This is a genomic window from Pelosinus sp. IPA-1 (assembly GCF_030269905.1).
In the GTDB taxonomy this organism is placed as follows: domain Bacteria; phylum Bacillota; class Negativicutes; order DSM-13327; family DSM-13327; genus Pelosinus.
Genome location: NZ_BSVC01000001.1, coordinates 28,739 through 49,113 on the forward strand (window position 1 = coordinate 28,739; position 20,375 = coordinate 49,113).

General features: G+C 39.1%; 18 protein-coding genes. 13 read left to right on the forward strand and 5 right to left on the reverse strand.

Going from position 1 to position 20,375, the window contains the following annotated elements:
* Window positions 1–27 precede the first annotated feature (27 nt).
* Both QSJ81_RS00155 and QSJ81_RS00160 read left to right on the forward strand, forming a co-directional pair.
* Window positions 28–1,770 (forward strand): ABC transporter permease, encoded by a 1,743-nt coding sequence (locus QSJ81_RS00155; RefSeq protein ID WP_285715390.1) that lies wholly within the window; start codon window positions 28–30, stop codon window positions 1,768–1,770.
* Between the two features lie 11 nt (window positions 1,771–1,781).
* On the forward strand, window positions 1,782–3,062 hold the full coding sequence (locus QSJ81_RS00160) for an ABC transporter ATP-binding protein (protein WP_285715391.1): 1,281 nt from the start codon (window positions 1,782–1,784) through the stop codon (window positions 3,060–3,062).
* 561 nt (window positions 3,063–3,623) lie between these two features.
* On the opposite strand, the gene QSJ81_RS00165 is transcribed toward QSJ81_RS00160, so the two are convergent.
* Both QSJ81_RS00165 and QSJ81_RS00170 read right to left on the reverse strand, forming a co-directional pair.
* Window positions 3,624–4,523 (reverse strand): hypothetical protein, encoded by a 900-nt coding sequence (locus QSJ81_RS00165; RefSeq protein ID WP_285715392.1) that lies wholly within the window; start codon window positions 4,521–4,523, stop codon window positions 3,624–3,626.
* 43 nt (window positions 4,524–4,566) lie between these two features.
* Complete coding sequence (locus tag QSJ81_RS00170; RefSeq protein WP_285715393.1) at window positions 4,567–5,433, reverse strand: LysR family transcriptional regulator; 867 nt, start codon at window positions 5,431–5,433, stop codon at window positions 4,567–4,569.
* Window positions 5,434–5,906: 473 nt separating this feature from the next.
* Here QSJ81_RS00170 and purB point away from each other — a divergent pair, with 473 nt between their 5' ends.
* Both purB and QSJ81_RS00180 read left to right on the forward strand, forming a co-directional pair.
* Window positions 5,907–7,253: an adenylosuccinate lyase gene (gene purB / locus QSJ81_RS00175; RefSeq protein WP_285715394.1), complete on the forward strand. Its 1,347-nt coding sequence runs from the start codon at window positions 5,907–5,909 to the stop codon at window positions 7,251–7,253.
* A gap of 163 nt (window positions 7,254–7,416) precedes the next feature.
* The gene (locus QSJ81_RS00180; protein WP_285716050.1) at window positions 7,417–8,814 is read left to right on the forward strand and encodes an anion permease; all 1,398 of its coding nucleotides are present in this window, start codon (window positions 7,417–7,419) and stop codon (window positions 8,812–8,814) included.
* Between the two features lie 840 nt (window positions 8,815–9,654).
* On the opposite strand, the gene QSJ81_RS00185 is transcribed toward QSJ81_RS00180, so the two are convergent.
* Genes QSJ81_RS00185 through QSJ81_RS00195 form a run of 3 tightly spaced genes read right to left on the reverse strand, consistent with a single transcriptional unit; the run spans window position 9,655 to window position 13,006 of the window.
* Complete coding sequence (locus QSJ81_RS00185) at window positions 9,655–11,061, reverse strand: vWA domain-containing protein (protein ID WP_285715395.1); 1,407 nt, start codon at window positions 11,059–11,061, stop codon at window positions 9,655–9,657.
* Window positions 11,062–11,066: 5 nt separating this feature from the next.
* Complete coding sequence (locus QSJ81_RS00190; RefSeq protein WP_285715396.1) at window positions 11,067–12,194, reverse strand: ATP-binding protein; 1,128 nt, start codon at window positions 12,192–12,194, stop codon at window positions 11,067–11,069.
* An 11-nt stretch (window positions 12,195–12,205) separates the two neighbouring features.
* A complete protein-coding gene (locus QSJ81_RS00195; protein WP_285715397.1) occupies window positions 12,206–13,006 on the reverse strand; it encodes a hypothetical protein in 801 nt (266 codons plus the stop codon).
* A 652-nt stretch (window positions 13,007–13,658) separates the two neighbouring features.
* On the opposite strand from QSJ81_RS00195, the gene QSJ81_RS00200 reads away from it, so the two are divergent.
* Genes QSJ81_RS00200 through nuoL form a run of 9 tightly spaced genes read left to right on the forward strand, consistent with a single transcriptional unit; the run spans window position 13,659 to window position 20,374 of the window.
* On the forward strand, window positions 13,659–14,021 hold the full coding sequence (locus QSJ81_RS00200) for an NADH-quinone oxidoreductase subunit A (protein ID WP_229533528.1): 363 nt from the start codon (window positions 13,659–13,661) through the stop codon (window positions 14,019–14,021).
* Window positions 14,012–14,527 carry an NADH-quinone oxidoreductase subunit B gene (locus QSJ81_RS00205; RefSeq protein ID WP_285715398.1) on the forward strand — a complete coding sequence of 172 codons (516 nt, stop codon included), beginning with the start codon at window positions 14,012–14,014 and terminating at the stop codon, window positions 14,525–14,527. Before QSJ81_RS00200 ends, QSJ81_RS00205 begins: the two co-directional genes overlap by 10 nt.
* On the forward strand, window positions 14,524–15,003 hold the full coding sequence (locus tag QSJ81_RS00210) for an NADH-quinone oxidoreductase subunit C (protein WP_285715399.1): 480 nt from the start codon (window positions 14,524–14,526) through the stop codon (window positions 15,001–15,003). The genes QSJ81_RS00205 and QSJ81_RS00210 overlap by 4 nt, the downstream gene beginning before the upstream one ends.
* Window positions 14,997–16,094, forward strand: a complete 1,098-nt coding sequence (locus tag QSJ81_RS00215; protein WP_285715400.1) for an NADH-quinone oxidoreductase subunit D — start codon at window positions 14,997–14,999, stop codon at window positions 16,092–16,094. Before QSJ81_RS00210 ends, QSJ81_RS00215 begins: the two co-directional genes overlap by 7 nt.
* A 25-nt stretch (window positions 16,095–16,119) precedes the next feature.
* Window positions 16,120–17,157: an NADH-quinone oxidoreductase subunit NuoH gene (gene nuoH / locus QSJ81_RS00220; protein ID WP_285715401.1), complete on the forward strand. Its 1,038-nt coding sequence runs from the start codon at window positions 16,120–16,122 to the stop codon at window positions 17,155–17,157.
* An 11-nt stretch (window positions 17,158–17,168) separates the two neighbouring features.
* Window positions 17,169–17,630 carry a NuoI/complex I 23 kDa subunit family protein gene (locus QSJ81_RS00225; RefSeq protein WP_285715402.1) on the forward strand — a complete coding sequence of 154 codons (462 nt, stop codon included), beginning with the start codon at window positions 17,169–17,171 and terminating at the stop codon, window positions 17,628–17,630.
* Window positions 17,627–18,136 carry an NADH-quinone oxidoreductase subunit J family protein gene (locus QSJ81_RS00230; protein WP_285715403.1) on the forward strand — a complete coding sequence of 170 codons (510 nt, stop codon included), beginning with the start codon at window positions 17,627–17,629 and terminating at the stop codon, window positions 18,134–18,136. The genes QSJ81_RS00225 and QSJ81_RS00230 overlap by 4 nt, the downstream gene beginning before the upstream one ends.
* A complete protein-coding gene (nuoK, locus tag QSJ81_RS00235; RefSeq protein ID WP_038668065.1) occupies window positions 18,133–18,441 on the forward strand; it encodes an NADH-quinone oxidoreductase subunit NuoK in 309 nt (102 codons plus the stop codon). The genes QSJ81_RS00230 and nuoK overlap by 4 nt, the downstream gene beginning before the upstream one ends.
* Before the next feature lie 28 nt (window positions 18,442–18,469).
* Complete coding sequence (nuoL, locus tag QSJ81_RS00240) at window positions 18,470–20,374, forward strand: NADH-quinone oxidoreductase subunit L (protein WP_285715404.1); 1,905 nt, start codon at window positions 18,470–18,472, stop codon at window positions 20,372–20,374.
* Window position 20,375 lies beyond the last annotated feature (1 nt).

A 20,375-nucleotide genomic window follows, 5' to 3' on the forward strand; every position in this document is an offset into this window, starting at 1 on the left:
GATTTTTACCACAAGGAGGAACTATCTATGGCATTTTTCTCAACCAATATACCAAAACACCGTTTGAAATGGGTTGATGCAGTTGTCCTAATATTTATTTTTGCGATACTCTACTCAGTATTAAATTTAGGTGCCAGCATGAATGCGCCTTTTACGTTAGAAGACCAGAGTGAAATTGCGCTTGATCCATCCATGCTCCCCTATTACGCAGGACGTTCCTTGTTGCGCATGTTTATCGCGTTTGGAGCATCCTTGCTATTTTCCCTATTTTATGGCTATATTGCTGCTAAAAGTCGGACTGCAGAGAAAATACTAATTCCATTACTGGATATGTTACAGTCCATTCCTGTATTGGGTTTCTTATCAGCAACAATTACTGCTTTTATTGCATTATTTCCAGGAAGTTTATTTGGTGTTGAGTTGGCTTCTATTTTAGCTATTTTTACAGGTCAGGCTTGGAATATGACCTTTAGCTTTTATAACTCACTCAAAACTATTCCTAAAGACTTACAAGAAGCATCTGATGTTCTCCATTTGAACTGGTGGCAGCGTTTCCTAAAACTGGAAGTACCTTTCTCCATGATTGGTCTAGTTTGGAATAGCATGATGTCATTTGGGGGTGGATGGTTCTTTCTGGCTGCCAGTGAAGCAATCAGTGTACTGGGGCAGAATATACGACTACCGGGGGTTGGCTCCTATCTTGCAGCAGCTATAGAAGCCGGTGATATGCAAGCTATCGGATATTCTATCGTAACAATGATTTCAATGATTATGCTTGTTGATCAAGTATTTTGGAGACCTCTCGTAGTATGGAGCCAAAAATTCAAAATGGAATTAACGGAGTCAGCTGACGCTTCGACTTCATTCGTCTATGACATACTGTATCGCTCGAGTCTAATTGGTGCGCTGAATCGCGTTTTACTAGCCCCTCTTTGGAGAGTAATAAACTTGCTATTGGATAGAATTGCATCCTTATCCGAAAATGTCTCACGGGATTTCCAGAGTGTACCTCAATCACTCTATATTAGCAAGTTAATTAAGTTCTTTCTTGTTGTGATCGTTCTAGGATTTATGCGTGATCCGGTTTCTCAAGCATTTGCACTGGTGTCTTCCATGGATAGCAGTAGCTTATTAGAAATAACGAAACTAGGGTTATATACACTTGGTCGTGTTATGATAGCTGTTCTATTAGGTGCAATTTGGACCGTTCCAGTTGGCGTTTGGATTGGCTTGAATCCTCGATTGGCGAAGGTGTTACAACCTATTATTCAAATTGCGGCTTCATTTCCGGCAAATATGCTGTTCCCGTTCATTACGATTTTGTTCTTGAAGTATCAAGTAAACTTTGAGTGGGGGGCAATTTCCCTCATGATGCTTGGAACCCAGTGGTATATTCTGTTTAACGTTATTGCAGGTACCATGTCTATTCCGAATGATTTACATGAGGCAGGAGCTGTTTTTAAACTACAAGGATGGCGGAAATGGAAGTCGCTTATTCTTCCAAGCATCTTCCCATATCTCATAACTGGTATCATTACCGCATCCGGAGGTGCGTGGAACGCAAGTATTGTTTCAGAGATTGTAAGTTGGCATGATGAGCAATTAATAGCAACAGGTCTCGGTGCGTTTATTAGCAAAGTCACTGAACAGGGTGATTGGGGCGGGATTATTTGGGGAATCACTGTCATGTGCTTATTCGTAGTTCTAATAAACCGGTTCTTATGGAGACGTTTATATCAGTTAGCTGAAGTGAAATATCATTTGGATTAGGAGGGGTAAACATGAAGGAATTAATTGAAGTTAATAAAATATATAAGAACTTTGGTATTAAAGGTCATGAAAATGCACCTATACTTGAAGACATCAACCTAGAAGTCAAAGAGGGGGAATTTCTTGCAATTCTTGGACCTTCCGGCTCAGGCAAATCTACCTTGTTGCGTATCATTGCAGGACTTGTTCCTGCTTCGAAGGGCACAGTCACCTACTTGGGAAACTCTATCCAGGGGGTAAATCCTGGGGTTGCAATGGTGTTCCAGTCTTTTGCTCTATTCCCTTGGCTAACCGTCTTGGAAAATGTAATGCTTGGGTTAGAATCCAAGAAACTCTCCGAAATAGAAAAGTATGATAAGGCGTTAAAGGTTATTGATATCGTCGGTCTTGATGGTTTCGAAAACGCATACCCAAAAGAACTCTCAGGTGGTATGCGGCAACGTGTAGGTATTGGTCGTGCTCTGGTTAGCGATCCTGACGTGCTTCTAATGGATGAACCATTTTCCGCTTTGGATGTTCTTACTGCTGAAAATCTACGCCGCGACTTGCTGGAGTTGTGGCTAGACAAAAAAATTCCAACCAAGTCTATCATTTTGGTGACACATGGTATTGAGGAAGCAGTGTATATGGCTGACCGTGCGATAATTCTTTCAACCAGTCCAGCTAGAGTCATAGAAGATATTGCTATCGATATTCCTCGCTGGCGTGATAAAAAAGCTACTAATTTCACTGCCCTCGTAGATAGGATTTATTCTTTGATGACCAAGAAAGAGGTAAAACGCAACGAACCCGCTATTTATCAGCCGAAGAAGATAACGGTGCTTCCCCATGTCTCGGCTGGGGCACTCACTGGCTTTCTTGAATTATTAGAAGATCTTAATGAAAGAACCGATCTCTATAGGCTAGCGGATCGGTTGGTCATGGATATTGAAGACTTTTTCCCCATCGTCGAGTTAGCCTCATTGCTAGGTTTCGCCAAAGTAATAGAGGGGGATATTGAGCTTACGCCTGAAGGTATTCAGTTTGCGAGAGCGACTGTATTGGAGCGTAAAGAATTATTCAAAGATCAATTATTAAAAACTGTTCCTTTTATTACACAAATGATCAATGTTTTGCAATCAAAATCCAATAAAAAGATGAATATAGAATTTTTCGAAGACCTTATCGCCCGTACTTATGGTGATGAAGTAGCCAAAACTCAGATTCAATTGATAGTCAGCTGGGGACGATATGCAGAACTTTTTGGATATGATAAGGTGACAGAGTTGGTTTATTTAGAAAGCGGAATTTAAGACTACGACCTAGACGAACGGATTCAAATTCGCATAAAACTCACAGTAAAATCGTTAATATCGTTGTGTTATCAAAAGAAAGTTTGAACAGATATTGAGAATGAGGGCGTAACTAACTAAATCCTGCACTGTTATACCCCATACGGGGAACCATATCATCTTTAATAGCGAAAAGCTCCTGCAAGAATTCCAGTGAGAATTGTTGCGGGAGCTTTGTATATATATTGATTTTTTTGATTCTATTCCAAAGGTTTCATTGACGAGAGTTAAAAAGGCGGAGAGGGGTGATGAAAGCCATTTTTCTTTATGATGACAAATTTGGATAGGCATGGAGAATTCGGGTCCCATCCAGTGTAAAGCGGTTAGTTGATTGTTTTTTAATTTCATATCAATTCAGTGGGCTGGGTACAGGAGTGCTGTCCTGAGTTGAGAGAAAAGGGAGCTGGATTACTATATTATTTTAAAAGGAACCTTTATAGAAAAGGTTCCTTTGCCGCATAAAGATAAAATTATTCACTATAATCAATCCATTGGAAAAGCAACTCACATAGGTGATTGATTTTAAAGATTTGTAAGCTTTTCAGCTATCAAATGCAGAGTGCGATTTGAACCTGCAATCATTTCTAAAATGTCACAAATTGGCTGGTTTGCAAGCCGATCAATATCTAAGCGATTACTGTGGGTATCAAAAATAATAACATCGGATGAAATGTTATTAAGAACAGATTTTGTAACGGCATTTTGAATAATATCCAGCGCTTTATTACTGGAAACAACTAGATCGTTGACTTCAAGCCTGATTTTTTTCAAATCAGCCTCAGCAGGAGAGATGTTACTTTGCAAATCGAACTTTATTTTTTCAATGTTATCAGCGATATGTCGGTAAAATTTTGTAGCAATGTATTGAATTAGTACACAGGCAGAATGGACAGATGCGGCGCGGGTTGCTGGAATGATTGTGACGTCTTTACGCAAGTAGGGGCGATAGGTTGGTGACAAAAGACCACCTTCACCAACAAAGCGGTCAACGCCGATTATATATTTGGCTTTTTGCAATCGCTCTGATATTTCTTCTTGCGGCATTTCACGATAGGCGATCGGCACAAACTCAACGCAGGTAATACCAAGGTTTTTGCAATAATTGCCTAATATAGTTGCGTATTCTAAATGATTGTTAAAAATATAAACTGTTTCGTTTTTAGGAATACGAGCTACTGCAATAAAAAATTTTGAGTTGGGCATTAAGTCAAGTAGAACAATTTTTTCTCTTGGGACTACTTGTGACAGTAACTTTAGCTGTGTTTGGGCGCAAATATAGATATCAGCAATGGAATTATCCTCAATTTCACAAGTCAAGTATGTCTGAATATCGATATTTTCACTTAACATTGATTGTATAATACCCGCGATTTCACCAGCAATCAATGGGCCGCTAGCAACAACAGCGATGTTCAATTTCATAGTAGTATCTCCTTTTAAAATAATAAAGGCAATTTGAAAGGTGTTAAACAAAAGTCTCTTTCGCTAAATCAAGGAAAGCTTGTGCAGCATGTGAAAGAGCTTTATTTTTTTTTATAGCAATGGCGATATCAATCATCACGGGAGTATTTAGCGGAATAGTGATCAGAGAAGTGTCACATAAATCCTGCGGTAAGATTGTGAGACCTGCATTACAGGCAACGAGGCTTTTAATGGTCTGGATGTGATTGGATTCAAAGGCTATCTGGGGTAGTGTATTGAGCCTTTCAAATTCCTTTATAATTAGCTTTCGGAGCAGACAGTTTTGGGTAAGCAAGATTAATGGCTCATTTACTAGTTCGGACAGCTCAATAGAATTTTTTCTTTGAAAGCAGTGTTCTTTTGAACAGCAGACAACTAGCTCTTGTGAGCCGAGGCGAGTGTAATCGAGAAGGATATTATTGTCACCTAAAATGACGATGCCAAGATCTGCTTTATCCTCAATTAATAATGTTTGTATCTCGGGGACATTACCTTCAATAAAAGAAAGCTTGATATTGGGGTATTGTTTTTTAAACATTTTTAAAAACATAGGAATTGGCCGCGTTCCGGCAATTGGCGTAATTGCTAAAGTTAAAACACCGTTATTCAGGTTTTTTAATTCATTTATTTCAAAAATTGTTGTTGATACGCCACGCATAATATTCTCGACATGCTTACAGAATACTTGTCCCTCTGTTGTCAGGATTGCTTGCTTTTGATTACGGTCAAATAGCTGGATGCCGAGTTCTTCCTCTAAACTGCGAATAGCGTTTGTTACGGCAGGCTGTGATACGTAGAGCCGTTCTGCTGCCCGCGTGAAACTGTTTGTCTTACTTACCATAAGAAAGTATTCCAGTTGTCGTAATTCCATAATCGTTGCTCCCACGCATTTATAATATAATTAATTCTATCATGGAAAATCTAATTAGAGTGACTTTTATGCGGGAAAAGCGATAAGATTTTCTTATGATAAAATAAGTTGAATTTATTCAACTATTAAAAAAGTAGAACAATAAATGGTTATAAGCTAAACTTTTTCGAAAAGAAGCTGTTTTATCCGATAGCTAACCCGCTCTAATACGCCCACCTCTATAGGCGGTGCATAAAGAGCGGCTAAGCTCCTGGATAACGTCGACTAAGATTCAGTTGGAGTTTTAACTCCAACTGAATCAAGTCTAGTTTATCAGGTGAAGTAAATTTTGTATAAGATTTTGTTATGAAATGATAAGTTGTCGATATTTCACTGTTAATTCTGAAAATGATAACATTTAGTCAAGGTTATTCATTGCCTGCGCTATGTGCGCAGGGGGAGTGCTGAACGAAATTTCGAAAGGGGTTTTATAAATGCCATCAACAACAATTGACAGTCAAATTTTTGGATGTCTATTTAGTACTGACAAAATGAGGGAAATATTCAGTGATAAGAATATGGCTCAGAAATGGCTGGATACAGAAGCTGCACTGGCAAAAGCACAGGGCGAACTCGGTATTATCCCAAAAGAGAAAGCCGATGAAATTAATGCGAAAGCCAATGCGGAATTATTAAATATTCCACAGATTGGTGAAAACTACAAAAGTTCAATAACTATAGTACCTTTATTAAAAGAATTTAAAAAAGTATTGGACGGAAATGCCGGTGAATATGTTCACTGGGGCGCAACTAGTCACGATATTGTAGATACTGGGTTGGTTCTACAGATGAAAGAAGCGTATGCCGTCATCTTAGAACAAATGAAAGTATGTCAAAAATCGACACTGAAGTTAGCCAGAGAGCACCGCGATACCATTATGTGTGGTCGTACCCATGTAATTCATGCATTACCTATTACTCTTGGTTATAAAGTAGCGATCTGGGCAGATGAATTGGGCAGAAATATTCAGCGTTTAGAAGAAATTAAAGACCGAGTTTTTGTCGGCGAACTAGGTGGTGCTGTAGGCACACTTGCATCACATCCGGAAAAAGGACTTGAAGTCCAAGAAAGAATGATGGAAATTTTAGGTCTGAATGTTCCGGCAATTGCTTGGCATGTAGCACGGGACAGTCAAGCAGAATTTGTTAGCGTACTTGCTATTTGTGCAGGTACAATCGGTAGAATTGCCAGCGAAATTCTTTCCTTGCAGAGAACTGAAATTATTGAATTAGAAGAGCCATTTTTCATGGGGAAAGTGGGTTCTAGTACTATGCCTCATAAACGCAATCCGCAAGTCGTTGAGAATATTATCGCTGTTTGTCGTAGCGTTAGAAGTATAGCTCCGGCAATTGTAGAAAGCATGGTAAGTGAAAATGAACGAGACTGGGGCTGCTTCCTTACCGAATGGGAAGCAATTCCACGTGCTTGCCATCTTATGGGCGCAGCACTAGAAAAATCCATGGATGTATTAGAAAATTTAATCGTTTATCCAAAACATATGGAAGCAAACTTAAACAAATTAAGAGGCATAATGATGTCAGAATGTGTAATGATGCATTTAGCGCCTAAATTAGGACGGATGACAGCCCACGATATTGTTTACAGGACTTGTATGAAAGCATATGAAGAAGAAGAGCAGATGGACACAGCATTAAAGGCTGAACCCAAGGTCCGCGAAGCCTTTACCGACGAAGAAATTGCCGATATGATAAACCCCCGGAAATATATTGGTTATGCGCCGCAATTTGCTGATCGTGTTCTTGCCAAATATAAAGCATAACACATTTCAATAAAGGTCCGAATTAGCGGGCGTATGCCGTAATAATTATGTGAATTCTCATTTATACGGCATACGCCTGGTTTATCTAAGTTATAGTCAACATTTGTAGCAGATAAATTGGAATTTCTAAAAAAGGATGTGAGATAATGCCATGAGCAAAGATATGCGTAATGGATTAATTGTATTGGCTGTTGGCGCCGTTATATGGTTCATGCCGGTTCCGGCAGGTTTAAAGGTGCAGGCGTGGCACTTATTCGCCATATTCGTGACTACGATTTTAGGCTATATTCTCCAGCCCTTGCCTATAGGCGCAATTGCCTTTATTGCTGTTACCTTTAGCGCTCTGTCCGGAACACTGAAGGTGGCAGAGGCTCTAATGGGCTATGGCAACGGGACAATGTGGCTGATTGTTTCAGCGTTTTTATTTGCCCGAGGTTTTATAAAAAGCGGCCTGGGCCGAAGAATCGCTTTTGTTATTATTAAATTTATAGGCCGGTCTTCCTTGACCCTCGGTTATGCAATTACGCTCAGTGATTTTGTGATATCACCGGCAACGCCTTCCAGTGCAGCGCGGGCTGGTGGTATTATCTTCCCGATTATCAAGGGATTATCTTCGGCCCTTGACTCTGAGCCAGGGCCGACAGCTCGTAAATTTGGCGCCTATATCATGTTGGTTGAATATCATGCCAATGCCATTACCTGTGCCATGTTTATGACGGCTATGGCGGCCAATCCTCTTTCCGTTGAGATTGCTTCTAAAGCAATCGGCGTGCAGCTTACCTGGACTTCATGGGCTGTGGCCGCCTTTGTTCCCGGTGCTGTTTCTTTGCTGCTGATTCCGTACATTCTCTATAAACTGTATCCGCCGGAAATTAAGATGATGCCGGAGGCCAAAGGCTTAGCGATTAAGGAACTGGAAGCAATGGGATCTATGACAAAAATGGAAAAAATTGTGTCAATGGTATTTATAGGAGCAATGATCATGTGGGCGACCTCAGAAATTACCCATATTGAAGCAACTGTTGTCGCCATGAGCGCCGTTTGTGTCATGGTTATTTGTAAGGTACTTACCTGGCAGGATGTAATTGGTGAGAAAGGCGCATGGGATACGCTGTTTTGGATGGGTTCCCTTGTTGCTTTGGCAACAGAACTGGCAAAATCCGGCTTCATTGCATGGATTGCAAAATCGGCAGGGGTAGTAATTACAGCATCCGGTTTATCTTGGGTCATGGCTTTTGGCTTGCTGATTATAATTTACGTATATTCTCACTATGGCTTTGCTAGTGTTACTGCACATATTAGCGCGATGTACGCAGCGTTTATTGCCATTTCTGTAGGGGCAGGGGCACCGCCGCTTCTTGCGGCATTAGCTTTTGCTTTTCTATCTAATGTTATGATACCCTTGACCCATTATAGTGGTTCGGCAGGTCCAATTCTCTTTGGCGCTGGCTATGTAACACAAGGGGAATGGTGGCGAATGGGTTTTATACTTACCACCATTAATGTAATTATCTGGCTCGGTATAGGCGGTGCATGGTGGAAGGTTCTTGGTCTTTGGTAGTAAAATTGCAAACTGGATAAATATTAAAGCAAGAATGCACAATAGATAGTGAAAAAACTACCCTCTCTTGTAGAATTTCAGTTATGAAATGGACAAGAGGGGTAGTTTTATATGAAAATAAAATTAAGGAAAGCATAGAATTTCATATCCTATTCGGTGAGAGGGATAGATATGGAAGGTCTTGATGAACATTAAATAAATTTCCATCATATTATGTTATATAGAGCGTAAAAAAGGTGGGCTATTATTTATGAGACAATACGGACCTCCGACCTCTCCGCCACCAACAGTTATTCCCCCAAAACCATCATATTCTTATATTATTGATTGCTTGTACTACACCACTTATGTATGGTTGAAGAATGGAAGACAATTTTGGTTTTATCCAACAAGCGTAGAGTATGGTGCAGTTACGGGTTATAGATGGACTGGAAGGTATTGGACTTTCTATGGTTTCGACTCAAGATTGATTGATGAGGTCGCATGTTTGGTTCCTACACCATATCGTAATTTATCCGATGACAAGTCGCTCTAAGACTCCCATCTTCTCCAAGTGGGAGTCAAGAGCGACTAAGTCCCTGGATAAGTGCGACTAAGATCCAGATGGAGTTAAAACTCCACCTGAATCAAGTCTTCTTTATAAGCTAACTTTAGCATCTAGACACTGCTACTTTGTTGGCAGTGTCTAGATATTTATATGCCCCTAAGACATTCCTTTGCCAGTTCTTTGGCGAGCTGCATCTATACATTTTGCATAAATAGTCATCTCTTTCGTGGATATTATCACCATTTACAAGAAACTTGAGACGTTCTCAAAAATTAAATCTGTGTAGGTTGTGTTCAAATGTGACTTACTTCTTGGCTATTCATTGAATAACCATCTCTCATAAGATCACTCGTATATAGTGTATTATCTTTTATTTCAATACTATTAAGTTTCTTAACTGCTCCATAAGGTTCTTTTAAGGAAAGTTTATCTCCTCTCCCAGAAATAACCCATAACGTTTTATAGCCCTTAGGTATTGAGAGAAGTTTATCTTCACCTTTGCCATCTGTAAAATAAACTAACAAATTAACCTTATTTTTATTAGCATATTCAAAAACTGGAGTAAATTTAGTGCCTCCTCTTATCTTCATTCGATCTTTTATATCCTTGACAGATTTGACTTTATATACACGTCTGATTTCGCTATCACATTCTATAATCGTAATTTCATGATTAACGTTTTTTACTATATTGAGTACTTCTTTAATAGCTTGATTAAATTCTTCATCACTAATGCTGCCGCTTATGTCAAGGGCAACAACAACGTCTGCTTTATGACTCCTAAGCTGGCCTCTTAAATCGAATCGATCAGGCTGTCTTCGGTTTCTTCTTGTTATAATCTTCTTTTTATTACTTTCAACAGTTCCCATCATCCTCTTAAGATATAAATTCCAAGGCAATTCAGCTTTGCTATTTTTTAATGATGATATCATGCCTTCTAAATAGTTTGGAATATTGCCTTTTTGCGAAGCATCAATAAACTTCTCCGTAAATTCTTTAAGGGTTTTTTCATCTATATCACTAGAATCTTCCCAAATGTCATGGGTTTTTTCAGGATTATAATCCGTTTCTATTTTTTCATCTTTATTACTATCATCCTCTGCTGCATCTTCATCTTCTTCTAGTAAATCTATGGCAGTTTGAATTTTTTCTGCATAATATTCGAAGGATTCAAAAGGTAAGAGTTTTAAAGAATAATTTAAATTTACCCATTCTAAAGTGGTAGCATAGGGGGGAAGATGATCTAAATATGTATTTACAACTACATCCATTGCCATATTAACAGCTAATGTTCCATACTCAGCCTTGAAATCTTTTGCTCTTATTAAGTGTATAGACAATATATGGAGTATATCGTGTTTAATTGCACTTTCCATTTGTTTTATAGTAAGAGTTAAAAAAATTATGGGGTTAATATATAAAACATATTTGGAACCTTTAAAGTTTACGGCAGTAGGACTGCTTATATCAAATCTTATTTCTCTTGACATTTGAAATAAAAAATATCCATAGAAATTATCTTTGTCTTCCATAAGACTTAAATTAACTTTATCTACAAGGTTAAAAAACTCTTCTGTAAAGTCTTTTGGTATAGTTATTTTAGCATTACTATCTCTACGATTTTCTTTTATAAAAATGGTAATAATTTTGTTTGCTTTTTCATAAAGCTCTTTTACAAGAATTTCAAAATTAGTTTCCATACATATCACCTTATTGCATGATAAGATTCAAAATAGGATTCTACAAAGGCTTCATTTTCTATGGCATGTTTATATACTTCAGGATAACTATTTTTAATATCCTTCATAATTCCTATCATTAAATCTACAGGATATATTTTTAGAAACGCAATCAGTCTGTCAATAGTATAACCTGTTTCATAATCGCCATTTTCTATATTGGCTTCTAAGTTTTTGAGAATGTTCTTTGCGGATAGATAAAGTCTTGTATGACTTTCGTTTTTTACTCTTTCGATAATCGATTGAGGAAGAGAATCTACTGAGAAAACATCTTCATAAGAGAGTAGTGAACGATAATCTGATTCAACAAAGCTAACAAACTCTTCAGCAATTAATTTCCCTACATTTCCTTTTATAACATTTAAAAGCACGGATCTAGGTATTGAATCTTTTTTCTCTTTGTAAATTTTATAAATGCTAGAGATTCTTTCGTAGCTTCTTGGAGTTGCTCTTATATCATCCACATTTGTTTTATGCAAGTATTCTGGGAAGGTTGAGATAAACTCTATAACCTTTTGCTCAATTCCTATGTTTATTGCCCAATCTAACCACTGCATATAATCAGGTTCCATGTATAACCACACAAATCTATTTTCTTGCGCTACATCCATATCTACAACTTGGTAATCAAAATCTGAACCATATTTACTGGAAGGGTTCATAGCGGCTACTATTTTTACGTCTTTATGTAACTTATAGCCATTAATTTCTCTATTTAATATTAAATTCATAAGTTCCTGTTGTACTGTATGTTCACAACGATTGATTTCGTCGATAAATAAAAGAACTGTTTTTTGTTGTGCTATTTCCTCATCAATTTCTCTTAGCTTATTATGAACGGCATAAACTGTAGTTTTCTCTTCAACTTTACTTCCTTTAGAGTTAACTTTTGAATAAGATTCTATAGTGGGAAGACCACCTATTTCACCTTCTTTAAGGAGATTGCCATCGATAACAATTAAACTCCAATTATTATTTTTCGCAATATCCTTGACTAAAGCTGTCTTTCCAATGCCACTTTCGCCAACGATTAAAGGTACTTCTCCAGTAGATAATACTAAATCAACACTTTTTAATGTATCTATAAAATTCATTATATCTCCACCTATTTCAGCTTTAGCTTTTCATCTACAGCTATTTTTTTTGCCTTTTTACTTCCATGGTTATAAATAAACATCATCTTGTCCATAAGCATAATATCACTAGTCTTATCTATAGTACTATTTAAATAATCCCTAACATATTTTTCTTCCACATCTTCATTTGATAGAGCTTCTTTTAACACTTGTTCTAGTTCATTTTTAGATATTTCTTTCATAACATATTTAATCACTAAAATATTTACTTTCAAAAATTCTAATATCTTATTTTTATCTAAGTCAGGTATTAGTCGAATAGCCCTCTCATCATTCTTGATTGCGATAAGCTCTGCATTATGGGTAGGTGTATTTATATATCTTAATGCATCATAGCTTATTTTTACCGCCTCTTCTTGTACACGCTCAGAAGGTTCTTTTATAAACTTGATTGCATCATAATTTTTTCTTACAGCTAATAATTGCAATTCCTCACTTGGACTAGTAACATATTTAATAGCCCATCCAGCCTGATTTAGCGCTAATTTAATTAATGTGTCGGTTGGATTTTTAATATACTCTAAGTTAATCCATCCATCATTTATCGCTTTTGTCATCATATCTTCTGAAGGGTTATTTATAAATTCAATGGCTCGTGCATTAGTGTCTATCGCTAATTCTTGCATCTCTTTAGTGGGATTATCTATATATTTTAACGTAAGTCCATTCCTTTTAATAGCCAATAACTTCATCTCATCTGTAGGATTATTTATATATGCTATAGTATTAGGATTATTTCTAATCATTTCAATAAGCTTTGATTTTTCCATACTGTTACTTTCCTTTTTTAGTTATTTTCATTATATGTAATTATTACTTTCCATTAATATGCTTTTTAAGCTAATTTAAATAGATTCATTATACCACTGTATAAAAAAAGGTTCTATAAATGCAATTGTGGATAAACAAGGCTACGAAGTGTTAGGTATAGTGTAAAAGGGGGGCTGGATTAAGGTACGGAGAAAGTATTACTAGTAATAGGAAAAGAGATAAAAAATTAAAAAAACTATAGATAATGAAGGGATTGTACGCATTGTGACGAAGATTGTAACGAACATTGTAAATTCGTGAAAAAATTTGTACTGTGACATGAATCACTTTAATTATTCCTTATGTATGATACAATCGGCAAAAACAGATAAAAACATGAATTGAGAAATAATATTGATGTGTATGCTTGACTTATTTTCTTGTATTCTGTATTCTGAAGTGGTAAATGCGCTGAGGAGTGGGTGAGAAAAATAAGCGGATATGATTTTGGAATGAATGGAATAGAGAAATAGATGACATAATAGTCGGAGTTTTAAGCGTTTTTTTATATAAACAGGCTGCCAAAAAGAGTATGTTGTCGGGTGTGAGTGGCAGACTACTATTATAAGTAATTCAAAAAAGTAATTTTTTTATCGAAGGAGGAGAGTTAGTTTGTTGCAGGATTTTGGAAATATTGGTTTATTATTGCTCGTTGCTTTGGTTTTTCCCCTATTAGCGTTAGGGACTGCATTTTTTATTCGTCCTCGTCCTCGCCAGCATGGTATAGAAAAATCTTTGCCTTATGAGTGTGGTGTAGATACGGTTGGCGAGACTTGGGTGCAATTCAGGGCAAGTTATTTTTTGTATGCATTAGTATTTGTCGCTTTTGATATTGAAACTGTTTTTCTATATCTTTGGGCGATTAAGTTTCAGCAGTTAGGGAAGTTCGCCTTTATTGAAATGTTTATTTTCCTTAGCATTTTATTGGTAGGGCTAGGATATGCCTGGAAGAAAGGAGCATTGGAATGGAAGTAACGAAACTGCAATCACAAGAAGAGCAAGACAATGATTTGTTGCAGAAAAATATAATTTTAACAAGTTTTGATACCGTATTAAAATGGGCCCGAAGTAATTCACTATGGCCATTGTCCTCGGGGCTTGCTTGTTGTGCAATAGAAATGATGTCGGCTGCCGCTGCGCGGTTTGATTTGTCAAGGTTTGGGTATGAGGTTTTTCGTGCTTCACCAAGACAAGCTGATTTGCTTATTGTGGCAGGAACCGTGACGTGGGCGATGGCTGGTCCTTTAAAGCGTTTGTATGAGCAGATGCCTGAACCCAAATATGTCATCGCCATGGGCAGTTGTGCAAATTCTGGAGGTCCCTTTGCCGATTCCTATTCGGTTGTTCCCGGAGTGGACAAGATTTTACCAGTCGATGTGTATATTCCAGGTTGCCCGCCCCGGCCAGAGGCTTTGATTCACGGAATGTTGGAATTAAAGCACAAGATTAAGAATCCCGAGATTGCGAGGAGAAAGTCATGAGTAATCTAGACATAAATAATTCCTTGTCTGAACTGCAAGCTCGGTATTTAGAAGACGTAAAAATTATTGGCGAGGAAGCTCAGACAGCTTTACTTGTTGAGCCTCATCGTTTGCTAGATCTACTCGAGCTTCTTAAAACGAACGAGTCGTATCAATTTAACATGCTGCGTAACTTGACGGCAGTCGATTATTTGGAATATATCGAAGTTGTTTATCATTTATATTCTTTACCGTTACGACAGGCCATTACAGTAAAGACCCGTTGCGGTATGGAGGATTCTCAAATTCCATCAGCCACCCATATTTGGCCTGCTGCAAACTTCCAGGAGCGGGAAGTTTATGATTTGCTAGGCGTAAGATTTACCGGGCATCCTGATTTGCGGCGTATTTTACTGCGGGATGAGTTTGATGGACATCCATTGCGCAAAACATACAATACTGGTAATGCAGGGGAAGGAGGTAGGAGTTCATGCTAAAGACAGAAACCTTTACTTTGAATATGGGACCACAACATCCTAGTACCCATGGTGTATTACAAGTCGTACTGGAATTGGATGGCGAAACGGTAGTTCAAGCCATTCCGAATATGGGGTATCTCCATCGTGGTATTGAAAAGCTGGCAGAAGGCCGAACTTATGCCCAATTTATCCCCTATACGGATCGTTTGGACTATGTTTCATCCATGGGAAATAACTTAGGATATTGTCAGACGGTAGAAAAGATGATGGGCATTACGGTACCCGAACGTGCGGAATATTTGCGAATCATAATGACTGAATTAAATCGTATCGCCAGTCATCTGATTTTCATGGGATCGTTGGCAATTGACCTTGGCGCTTCTACCGGAATGATGTTTGGTTTTCGCAGTCGTGAGCGGATTTTGGATCTGTTTGATATGGCCTGCGGTGCTAGACAGACCTATACCTATATACGGTTTGGCGGTGTCTCTGCCGATATACCGTCAGAATTTATCCCTGAACTGCAGCGCTTTTTAACAGATTTTCCGGCTATGCTTGATGAATATCACCGTTTATTGACAGGCAATGAAATTCTGTTTCATCGTTTAAAAAACACTGGCGTGATTAGTGGTCAAAGGGCTTTAGAAATTGGTTTGACTGGACCTGCCTTACGGGCTTCAGGTGTTGACTATGATATCCGAAAAGCAGAGCCATATGGGATTTATGACCGTTTTGATTTTAGTGTGCCACTAGGCCAAGTTGGCGATTGCTGGGACCGCTATATCATTCGAATGGAAGAAATGAAGCAGAGCGCCAGTATTGTAGCACAGGCGCTGGAGCAAATGCCTGAGGGTATTGTTATGGCTACTATTCCTAAAGTATTGAAGCCACCGGCTGGTGAGGTGTATCATTCTATTGAAAACCCGCGCGGCGAGCTAGGTTATTATATCGTTAGTGATGGCAAAACTAACCCCTATCGTCTCCATGTGCGTCGCCCCTCCTTTATTAATCTGCAGGTACTGAATGAAACCTGTCAAGGCTTGCTTATTGGTGACGTTGTAGCTGTACTGGCGACATTAGATTCATTGATGGGGGAAGTGGATTGTTAAACTTTATTAAGAGGAGTCATAAGGCATGCAAGAGATAACAGGATTGTTTAAAATTGCAGAAATACTAAGAGATATCTTAGGACGCTTTCTACCGGCACAGTTAGTAGATATCTGCATGAGTTTAATAAATATTGGGGCTATTTTCACGATTATTTCCTTGACGGCTGTTGTATTGGTTTACACTGAACGAAAGGTAAGTGCCTTCATGCAGAGACGGTCAGGTCCTAATCGCGTCGGCCCAGGGGGCACGCTACAGTCGGTAGCTGATATGATTAAGCTAATGGCAAAAGAGGATATTATGCCAGCTGGCGCTGACAAATGGATGTGGGTTTTGGCGCCGATGCTCTTGTTTATCCCCGCAGCTCTAGTTTTTGTAGTGTTTCCTTTTGATAATAAGGCTATATTTGCGGATTTAAATATTGGTATTTTTTATTTTATCGCTATGTCCTCCCAGTCGGTTTTACCTTTTTTGATGGCAGGGTGGGCCTCTAATAACAAATATTCTTTGGTAGGCGGTATGAGGACGGTCGCCCAAATGCTTAGTTATGAGGTTCCGATGGTGCTTTCGATTCTAGGAATCGTGATGATGTCGGGATCGATGCGGATGAGCTCGATAGTAGCCGCACAACAGCATACTTGGTTTATCCTTTTACAACCTATTGCCTTTGTGGTTTATGTTATTACAGCAACAGCAGAAATTAATCGAGCGCCTTTTGATTTAGTTGAAGGTGAGTCAGAAATTGTTGCTGGGCCATTTACCGAATATACTGGCATGCGATGGGCTCTGTTCTTTTTGGCAGAGTATGCAAATTTATTGGCGGTTTCAGCGATTGCAACCACATTGTTTTTAGGTGGTTGGAGTGGGCCATGGCTTCCTGGTTGGATCTGGTTTTTTCTTAAAGTTGGCGGAATGATTTTCCTATTTATGTGGTTTCGCTGGACGTTTCCCAGGCTGCGCATTGACCAACTTATGTCTTTCGGATGGAAAGTGTTACTACCATTGGCACTACTTAACATCATTGTTACCGGGATTGGTATGTATATTTACGAGTTTTTTAGTTAGGAGGGAAAGCTATGGTTGGTAAAGGATTATTAGAAGGCATGCGCGTAACCTTAAAAGCTTTTTTTAACAAAAAGGAAACGCTGCAGTATCCCGAAATAAAGCTAACCATGCCCGATCGTTTTCGTGGCGGTGAGCTGGAGTTAGACGATAAAAAATGCATCGCCTGCGGACTGTGCGCAAGGGCATGCCCTAATCATGTTATTGAGATGACTACAGGCATTGATGAACAGAAAAAACGGCACTTAAAGTCGTATTTATATCATTCAGGATTGTGTCTGTATTGTAATTTTTGTATTGAAGCATGTCCGACAAACGCTATTTGCTGGGACAAAAATTATGAGAATTCACGGTATTTTAAAGATGAATTGGATGTTGATTGTCTAGCGATTGCAAAGCAAAAGTCAGCTGCAGCCCAAGTGGACAAGCCCAGTGCTGAGCAAGAGGATACCCTTACGAGGAGGGATCAGGAATGAATGAAATGATCTATACTGTCGCGTTTTATATATTTGCGGCGATTACAGTAGCAGCTGCCTTTGGAGTTGTGACAAAAAGCAACCTTGTACACAGTGCATTACTGCTAGCTTTATGTTTTATCGGCGTAAGCGGTTTGTATGTACTCTTGCAGGCGGACTTTTTGGCAGCAGTCCAAATTTTGATCTACAATGGGGCAATTGCTATTGTTTTTGTTCTTGGGACGATGCTTACCAGGCGTAGTCAGCGGCATGGGACGAATGATACGGAAGTAAATATTCCATCCCGCGTAGTTACATTAGTAAGCGGCTTGTTTGTCGTTGTTACCTTGGGAGTCATAGCAACCACACCTTGGCATTATTCCAGCAGTGTGATTGTTGAAGATACCCCATCCCTCCTTGCTCAGTTAATACTAACCGATTATATGGTGGTAATGGAAGCAGGGGCGGTGCTTTTACTGGCAGCTATGATTGGCGCGATTGTTTTGGCAAAGGGAGTGGAAGAATGATTGGATTGGTTCATTTTTTAACAGTCGCGGCTATAATTTTTGCGATTGGCTTGTATGGGGTATTGAGCAAGAGGACGATCGTTGGGATTTTGATGAGCATTGAGCTGATGCTTAATGCGGTCAATATTAATTTAATTGCCTTTTCACGATTTATAACACCGGAGGTTTTAACCGGACAAATATTTGCCATATTTACGATTACAGTAGCGGCTGCTGAAGTGGCGGTTGGAATGGCAATGATCTTTCGAGTATATTATGATCGGAACACGGTGCATGCTGCGAGACTTGATGAGATGCGCTGGTAAAATTGCATTAGAGAGTAGGTGAAGAAATTTGTTTAACCAATATGCATTGTCTCATGCTGCGCTTATTCCGTTATTACCGGCAATAAGCTTTATAATAGTGGGATTTTTTCTGCGTCGTCTCCCAGTATTGGCAGCGACGGTGTCTGTTTGCATGAGCTTAATCAGCTTTGGCTTATCCTTAGGGGTAGGGTATGGTGTGATAACTCATAATATCACGGTAGATAATCCGTTGATTCAAAGAATACCTTGGCTTTCTATATCGGGACTCACTGTTGATATGGGGGTATATATTGATCCTATATCGGCTATGATGCTGTTCATAGTTACATTGGTAGCTCTGATGGTGCAAATCTATTCTATTGGATATATGCGTGGCGATGCTGGATTTGGACGCTTTTTTGCGTACTTGTCATTGTTTGCATCGGCTATGTTAGGATTAGTGATTGCAGTTAACTTTGTGCAATTGTTTGTTTTTTGGGAATTGGTTGGGTTATGTTCCTATCTTTTAATTGGCTACTATTTCCACAAGATATCTGCGCGGGAAGCTGCTAAAAAAGCCTTTATTACTACACGTATTGGTGATTTTGGGTTGCTGGTCGGAATCTTGTTTTTGCAGATTTTGTTTGGTACGTTGGACTTTCAGCAGTTAGCATCGAATGTACCTGCCTATGTTGCAGAGCAAGGCACAAATTTGCTGACGATAGTAGGCATTCTCTTATTCCTTGGTCCTATTGGAAAATCTGGACAATTCCCGCTGCATGTGTGGCTGCCGGATGCGATGGAGGGGCCAACACCCGTATCAGCCCTCATCCATGCCGCTACCATGGTAGTAGCTGGGGTGTACTTGGTAGCTAGAGCTTTTTTCTTATTCAGTGTTTTGCCAAATGCAATGGAGGTAATAGCCTGGATCGGAGCGTTTACAGCTTGCTTTGCTGCTAGTATCGCCTTTACTCAGCGGGACATTAAACGCATTTTAGCGTATTCTACTGTTAGTCAGTTGGGGTATATGATGTTAGCGCTTGGAGTAGGCAGTGTTACGGCCTCCATGTTCCATCTTATGACACATGCCTTTTTCAAAGCATTGATGTTCTTAGCAGCCGGCGCGGTATTGCACGGTTTGCCAGATAAAAATGACATTTTTGAGATGGGCGGCTTGCGCCATAAAATGCCAGTTACTTTTGCCGCTATGACGATTGGTGTACTCGCTATATCTGGTATTCCGCCATTTGCGGGCTTCTTTTCAAAGGATGAAATTCTGCTGGTGGTTTCCCAAGTTAGTATGCCATTATACACCATTGCCGTAGTGACTTCTTTTATGACGGCGTTTTATATGGCAAGATTGCTGATTGTCGTCTTTTGTGGATCGGAAAAACCAGACAATCATCCCCATGAGGCGCCAATGTCCATGCGAATCCCATTGGTAGTGCTTGGTGTTCTTGCTGTTATTGGCGGGTATATACCTTATGCTAACCATTTTGGTGACTGGGTTCGTTTTGGTTCGGCCACACACGAGGGCTTAAATTGGAGTATCGCGGCAACGTCGACGGTATTGTCCATATTAGCGATTTCCTTGGCTTGGTATATATATGGTTCGGGCAAGGTCTCATCTGATAAACTGTCCAGACGTTTTAGAACTTTATATAAGCTAAGTTTCCACAAATATTATATTGATGAGTTTTACTTGTGGCTCAATCACACCTTTGTTGATGGCTTAGGCAAGATTTTGTATTGGTTGGAGCTGCATTTTGTTGAAGGCATTGTAAATGGGATAGCTGGTTTACCGGTTGGACTTGGCGATTTTGTGCGCAAAGGCCAGAATGGTAAATTGCAGCGATATGGTTTAATCATGTTCGGAGCGATGTTAATCGTTGTAGTATGGTTAGTGTTACTCAGCCCACTATTTAAGGGTGTCTTATCGGGAGGTGATTACTAAA

Excerpts from the sequence above, each read along its gene's own strand:
- QSJ81_RS00210 (WP_285715399.1), top strand. The coding sequence starts at position 14,524 with ATGAGTAATCTAGACATAAATAATTCCTTGTCTGAACTGCAAGCTCGG.
- QSJ81_RS00195 (WP_285715397.1), bottom strand. The coding sequence starts at position 13,006 with ATGGAAAAATCAAAGCTTATTGAAATGATTAGAAATAATCCTAATACT.
- QSJ81_RS00185 (WP_285715395.1), bottom strand. The coding sequence starts at position 11,061 with ATGGAAACTAATTTTGAAATTCTTGTAAAAGAGCTTTATGAAAAAGCA.
- QSJ81_RS00215 (WP_285715400.1), top strand. The coding sequence starts at position 14,997 with ATGCTAAAGACAGAAACCTTTACTTTGAATATGGGACCACAACATCCT.
- nuoK (WP_038668065.1), top strand. The coding sequence starts at position 18,133 with ATGATTGGATTGGTTCATTTTTTAACAGTCGCGGCTATAATTTTTGCG.
- QSJ81_RS00160 (WP_285715391.1), top strand. The coding sequence starts at position 1,782 with ATGAAGGAATTAATTGAAGTTAATAAAATATATAAGAACTTTGGTATT.
- nuoH (WP_285715401.1), top strand. The coding sequence starts at position 16,120 with ATGCAAGAGATAACAGGATTGTTTAAAATTGCAGAAATACTAAGAGAT.
- QSJ81_RS00180 (WP_285716050.1), top strand. The coding sequence starts at position 7,417 with ATGCGTAATGGATTAATTGTATTGGCTGTTGGCGCCGTTATATGGTTC.
- QSJ81_RS00190 (WP_285715396.1), bottom strand. The coding sequence starts at position 12,194 with ATGAATTTTATAGATACATTAAAAAGTGTTGATTTAGTATTATCTACT.
- QSJ81_RS00170 (WP_285715393.1), bottom strand. The coding sequence starts at position 5,433 with ATGGAATTACGACAACTGGAATACTTTCTTATGGTAAGTAAGACAAAC.
- QSJ81_RS00225 (WP_285715402.1), top strand. The coding sequence starts at position 17,169 with ATGGTTGGTAAAGGATTATTAGAAGGCATGCGCGTAACCTTAAAAGCT.
- QSJ81_RS00155 (WP_285715390.1), top strand. The coding sequence starts at position 28 with ATGGCATTTTTCTCAACCAATATACCAAAACACCGTTTGAAATGGGTT.
- QSJ81_RS00205 (WP_285715398.1), top strand. The coding sequence starts at position 14,012 with ATGGAAGTAACGAAACTGCAATCACAAGAAGAGCAAGACAATGATTTG.
- QSJ81_RS00230 (WP_285715403.1), top strand. The coding sequence starts at position 17,627 with ATGAATGAAATGATCTATACTGTCGCGTTTTATATATTTGCGGCGATT.
- purB (WP_285715394.1), top strand. The coding sequence starts at position 5,907 with ATGCCATCAACAACAATTGACAGTCAAATTTTTGGATGTCTATTTAGT.
- QSJ81_RS00165 (WP_285715392.1), bottom strand. The coding sequence starts at position 4,523 with ATGAAATTGAACATCGCTGTTGTTGCTAGCGGCCCATTGATTGCTGGT.